Genomic DNA, 5,445 nt, shown 5'->3' with positions numbered 1-5,445 from the left:
GCGGCGGGCGGCGCGACCGGGTGGGCGGCTGGTGCGGGCGGCGGCGCGGCGTGGGGTGCCGTACCGGGAGCCGGATAGCACTTGGCGAGCTCGCTCAGGAGGTGGGCGTAGGCGTCACGCTGCGGCGGGCGCGGATCCGTCTTGCCGGCTTCCCAGTTGACCAACGTGGCACGTCGCACCCCCAGCGCCTCGGCGACCTGGTCCTGGGTCAGTCCGTGGGCCTTGCGCAGCCGCTCCCGCTCGGGCGGTGGCGGCAGTACGGGGTGGCTCGCGATCAGGGCGTTGATCGCGTCGATGCGGTCGGACATGCGGTACCTCCGACGCGACTCTACCCGCGGTTTGACTTTAGGCGGTCATTCGGCGCTCATCCGACGCGCCGAGGGCCGGTGGTGACGTGGGCCTGCCGCGCATGCGTGTGGGACAGGCAGGGCGCACCCTGCCTGTCCCACGCATTCCACGAAGCTGCCGGCGCCCTCGGGTCAGCGCCTGCGGCCGGGTACCGCCCGTCCGCCGCCCACGCCCGCCACGTGCAGGGCCAGCAGCATCAGCCCGATGAGCATGATGTTGACGGAGGCGAAGATGTCGTTCGTCGCGATGTCCGCGGCGTTGATGAGAAACGCGATGAAGAACAGTACGGCTGCGGCGATGCCAAGCATGAGGTCCTCTCCTTCGATCAGTGAAACCCTTATGCCCGTCATGCCCTGGACAACTCCTCCCGGTTCCGGCGGCGGTGAGGACGTCCCCCCGACGGGCCGGCGAAGACTCATGGCGACCGTGTCCCGTAGCGGCCGTGGCGCAGCCCGTGCCCGGGTCGGGCTGTGGCGTCAGAGGCGGTGGGACCGGGCGCGTCAGAGGCGGTGGATGCGGCGTAGCACCGCCGCGACCTCGGGGCGCTGGGCGGCGATCCGTGGCGAGTGGATCGTCGGCCGCTCCGTGCGGGGAGCGGGTACGGGGGCGGCCGCCCGCTCGGTCGGACGCTCGGCGGTGACGCGGTGGGAGGTCTGTTCACTCATGGTGTCGGTCCTTCTTCCTCGGTGGTTCGGTGTGTCGGCAGATCGACGATGGTTCAACGGACGACAGGGGAAACGGAGTCGGGCTCGGGTGGACTCGCCGTCCGGTGGTGCGGCGGGTGGGGCTCTCGGTGTGCGGCCGGCGAGCGCCGGCTGGCGCGGTCAGCGGTGTTCCGGCGTCTACCCGCGCCACCGGCCGACCCGGCAGAGGAATCGCCGACCGTCCGCGACACGCGCCCCGCCGGCAGGCGGTCGGCTCTTGCGGGTCCGCGGCGGTGCCGGACCGGCAACGCTTCGCGAGGGGTGCGTCTCGACCTGGCGGCGGTTCACGGGCTTCTCCCGGGCACCCGTCGGACATCGTGGAGGTGTGTGCGGCCGTCTTGCATCGATGACGGGGAAGCTACCCCCGGCTCGGCCGCTCGCTCACTGTCGGCGAAGGTGTGTCGCTCGCCCGCCGACCACCGGCACCGTGTCCACTCCGTACGCATGTCAGTGCGACCCGCCCGAACTCCGGTTCGCCGCACGGTGGTCCGCCGCGTCGGCCACCGGGTGAGCGACGGTGGGCACTGGTCTCCGCGCCTGCCGCGGCGGTTTCGCAGAACACCCCGAAAGGGTGCACCGGCCACCCGGATGTCGTCGCCCGTCAAAGCCCCCTCCCGGGCGGCCCGATCCGTTGCGGGCGGCTGGGGGCCCGCACACAGACGAACTCGCCGGGACCGCGGCTTCGGCAGCCGGTCCCGGCGAGTTCGTGTGCGGGTGGTGGTGGTCAGGGGCGACAGGTCACCGCGTCAGGTGCGGCGACCCGTCGCCCGGTCGGCGGCTCAGCCCAGCGGGGGGTGAGCGTTGCGCATGAGCTCCTGGAACTGCGCGGAGAACCAGTGGCCGGAGACGGGGGCGTCCGGCAGGGCACCCGAGCGGCTGTTCTGGTTGCGGGCGTTGCCCTCGTAGGTCGGGTCACACATCCGGTCGAAGCCCTTGCCCTCGTCGTTCGGGATCTCGCGGCTGGAACCGTCGGACTCCCCCGGGGGCTTCATCCACACGTACGCGTCGATGCCGGCTTCGGGGGACGCCTGGGGCCGTTCGCCCAGTCCGGCGCCGGACTGGTTGCACCAGTTGCCGAGGTGGATACGCCGGTCATAGCGGCCGCCGTCGACGTAGGCGTCCGCCGTGGTGCGCGGGCCGGGCCCGTCCGGCCGGGCTGCGCCGCCCCAGCCGTTGCGGGAGGTGTCGATCAGCATGCCGACGTTGGCGTCGAAGCCCGCGGTGACCGCCTGCTGGCGGAAGCCCTGGGCGAAGGACAGCTCGTCGATGTAGTTGTTCCAGTCGATCCACTTCGACGCCTCGCGGACCGGACGGCCGCCGACCGAGTCGTTCAGCGCGAAGTTCTCCTCCTTCAGCGCGCTGTAGTTGGCCGTGTTGGCGATGAAGCCGTGCACGTCGTCGGGGGTGGCACCCTCTGCGTTGGCCGCCTGGAACATGATCTGGGCCGAGGGCGCGAAGTTGTCCTCCCAGCCGATCCAGCCGTGGTGGCCGGCGTCGATGTAGTTGTAGACGTTGCCGACGTCACCCAGCTTGTTGAGGGCGTAGCCGACACCCTTGACGTAGTTGCCGTTCGCCTTCATCACGTCGCACTCGGGTGTTGCCGTCGGCCGCGGGGACACGTTGGTGATGAGGTTGGGCAGGGAGTCGATCTCGATCGTCGTCACGACCCGCAGCCCGGCGTACTTCGGGTCCGCGAGAATGGCGGCGATCGGGTCGATGTACTCGCTCTTGTAGCGGCCTATCTCCTCGGGGCCGAGCTCACCGTTGGAGGCGAGGGCGGCGCAGTCCCGGCCCGGCAGGTTGTAGATGACCAGCTGCACGACGAACGGCTCGTCACCGGTGCCCGCCTGGCGGAGGGCCTCGTCGAGGTGCTCGCGCAGGCCCATGTTCCCGTTCGCGCCCTCGATGGCCGCGGTCCGGTCCAGCCACACCCCGGTCGGCTGGCCGGCGACCCGGTCACCGCCGGGCTCGGCGGCGGCCTTCGCCGCCCACTCGGGATTGACGTACACCCGCGCGTCGTCATAGGGGTTGTCGACCCGGTCCCCCGGCGGGTCACCCGGGTCGCCGGGGCCACCCGGGCCCCCGTCGTCGTCGCACAGCACACCGTTCAGTCGGAACTCCCCGGGCTCGGGATTGTTGCCGCTGTGCGAACCGTTGAAGCCGAACGTCGCTGCCGCACCGGAGGCGAGGTTGCCGTTCCAGCCGGTGTTGGCGGCGGTGACGCGGGTGCCGCTCTGGCCGATCTCCGCGTTCCAGCCCTGCGTCACCCGCTGCCCGCCGGTGAAGTCCCACTCCAGCTTCCAGGACGTCAGGGCGTCACCGGTGTTGGTGACGGTGACGCTCGAACTGAAGCCGGAGTTCCACTCGTTGGAGACGTTGTACTCAACGGTGCAGCCCGCTGCCGCCGCAGCGGCGGTACCGGGCAGCAGGCCGCCGGTACCGAGACCGGCGAGCAGCATGGTGCCGGTGGCGAGTAACGCGGTGCGGCGCCTGCGCTGCGGTGCGTCGGTGGTGGAGGTCATGTCGTTCCCTTCGGATGGTTGCGGTGTGTCAGCCCCCGGCGGGGGCGGGGTGCGGTGGGTGTCGCGGGTCGGGCCGGGCCTTGCTGTGCGGCTCCGGACATGTCGGGCCCGACCGGGCAGCGGGGCGTGCCCGCCGCCCGGTCGTGCCGAACGTGGTGGGTAGCGGTGGTGCGGGTGTGGCTGCGGTGGGGTCCCTGCACCGGTCGTGCGGCGTCGGCCGTCGCGTCGGCTGCGGTTCTGCCTCCGAGGTGACGAGCCGCAGCACCCGGTTCACGCGCCGGCGTCAGCTGCTCCCTGCCGCAGGGCTCGGCAGGTCGCCGCCACGGCTGCCGTGGCGATGGACGACGCGGTGGACGCCGTCGACAGGCAGGGCCGGCCCGGGTCCGGGCGTCGCCGGCCGACGGACCGGCACGCCTGAGCGCCGACCACGGGTGAAGCGGAATGCTGCCGACCGATGCCCGGAGGCTGAGCGGGCAGCCGGTGGATGTCACGACGGACGGTGCGCGAGCCGTGCGTGTCGGCAGCGGCCGACACAGCGGTGGGGGACGCCCGAGGGCGTGATGGGGGGTACATGAAGCGACTCCTCGTCGTCTGTTGTGCGCCGACCGCCGGCACACGACGTGTGGAACCGCTCCCACTGGTTGACCAGAAAGTAGCCGCAAGGTGACAGCGAGCGCCAGACCGGCGGAAGAATTTCTCCGTCGAATTATTTCGACGACCCCGGCTTCGTCCGCGCTCTTGACGCCGGGACGGATCACCCTGAACCTTGGGAGCGCTCCCACTGGTTTGCTCGTCCCCACCCCTGCCCGCATCGGATTCGTCCCTGCGGGCCGACAGGAAGGGAGGCAGCTCCGGCCCTTGTGGTCGGGGGCGCGGAGACCTCCGCCGCCCCGCGCCCCGAGGTCGTCTCCGGCAACGGCACCACCGACCGTTCTTCCTCCGCCACCGCTCCCCGGCAGGCCCGGAGCGCGGAAGCGGAAGGCGCCCGCAGGTGCCGAGCCCCGCCCGCCGGACTCTCGACGGGCACCGTCCGCCCTTCCCCACTGTCGCCCCTCCCGCAACGCACGCACGGGTCGAACGCGCCGGCGTCCCGCGTCGACGCGCCACCGGAGCGGGGACCGCTGCCAAGCCCGGGGCAAGGCACGCCCCGGCCCTCCGCCGGACTCGCCCGCCACCGCATCGGCGTCCTGTCCGCCGTGCCCCGCAACGGAATCCTCTACGGACACCGCACCCCGACACCCCATGCCCAGCACGGCCTTGACGAAAGACAAAGAGACACCCCGAACGGCGGCTCCATGGACCAGCCCACGGGCAGGTCGGTTCAGGTCAACGACGTGTGCCGTTCATCCACGCCGAGATCTCCGCGGCACCACGCCGGGCGGCTTCGTCCTGGTCGCGGGCGAGCTTCCCGCAGGCCGCGGCAACGTCGACGCCGTCCGGTCCCATGAACGCGTCATGTACCCTGGTCAGCAGCCAGTCAGCCTGGATACCGTCAGCCTCGGCAACCGCAAGCGCGATGAGCCTCATCGCGCCCGCTGTCCCCCTCCGGGCCAGGGCCTCTGCCGTCTGTCGTGTCACCGCAGCGTGCTCGGCATCGAGCAGCAACCCCGCCAACACTTCCGCAGCCTCGGGAACATCAGCGTGGGGAGCAAGGGCACGCCCGGCGCGAGCACGTTGCGCCCACGAAGGAGACAACGCCGCAGCCAAGGCCGACTGCAAGCCACCCCTCGTCTCTGGCACCACCAGACGATCCCACAGCGCGCCCCGGTGGGGGTAGCGCATGCCGGGCCGCCTGGCCCTCGGCACCTGGACCGCCCGATGGACGGGCGCGGGGCCCGGCTGCCGGGGCGGTGACCGGGGCGGTCGGGCCG

5 protein-coding genes are annotated in these 5,445 nt (G+C 71.9%); all 5 read right to left on the bottom strand.

Annotation, left to right across the window (positions count from 1 at the left end):
• A partial coding sequence (locus ACYVE9_RS14300) for a helix-turn-helix transcriptional regulator (RefSeq protein WP_461028212.1) occupies positions 1-308 on the bottom strand: 308 nt, incomplete at its 3' end.
• A 171-nt stretch (positions 309-479) separates the two neighbouring features.
• Entirely contained in the window at positions 480-656 is a 177-nt protein-coding gene (locus tag ACYVE9_RS14295; RefSeq protein WP_461028211.1) for a hypothetical protein, read from the bottom strand.
• Positions 657-848: 192 nt separating this feature from the next.
• On the bottom strand, positions 849-1,013 hold the full coding sequence (locus ACYVE9_RS14290; RefSeq protein ID WP_461028210.1) for a hypothetical protein: 165 nt from the start codon (positions 1,011-1,013) through the stop codon (positions 849-851).
• Positions 1,014-1,831: 818 nt separating this feature from the next.
• Positions 1,832-3,574, bottom strand: a complete 1,743-nt coding sequence (locus ACYVE9_RS14285; RefSeq protein ID WP_461028209.1) for a glycoside hydrolase family 6 protein — start codon at positions 3,572-3,574, stop codon at positions 1,832-1,834.
• A 1,326-nt stretch (positions 3,575-4,900) separates the two neighbouring features.
• A complete protein-coding gene (locus tag ACYVE9_RS14280; protein ID WP_461028208.1) occupies positions 4,901-5,101 on the bottom strand; it encodes a hypothetical protein in 201 nt (66 codons plus the stop codon).
• Positions 5,102-5,445: the final 344 nt, after the last annotated feature.

It is taken from the genome of Streptomyces sparsus (genome assembly GCF_054776295.1).
Note: the sequence above shows the minus strand (reverse complement) of the source record. Positions and strands in the feature narration are given on the sequence as shown.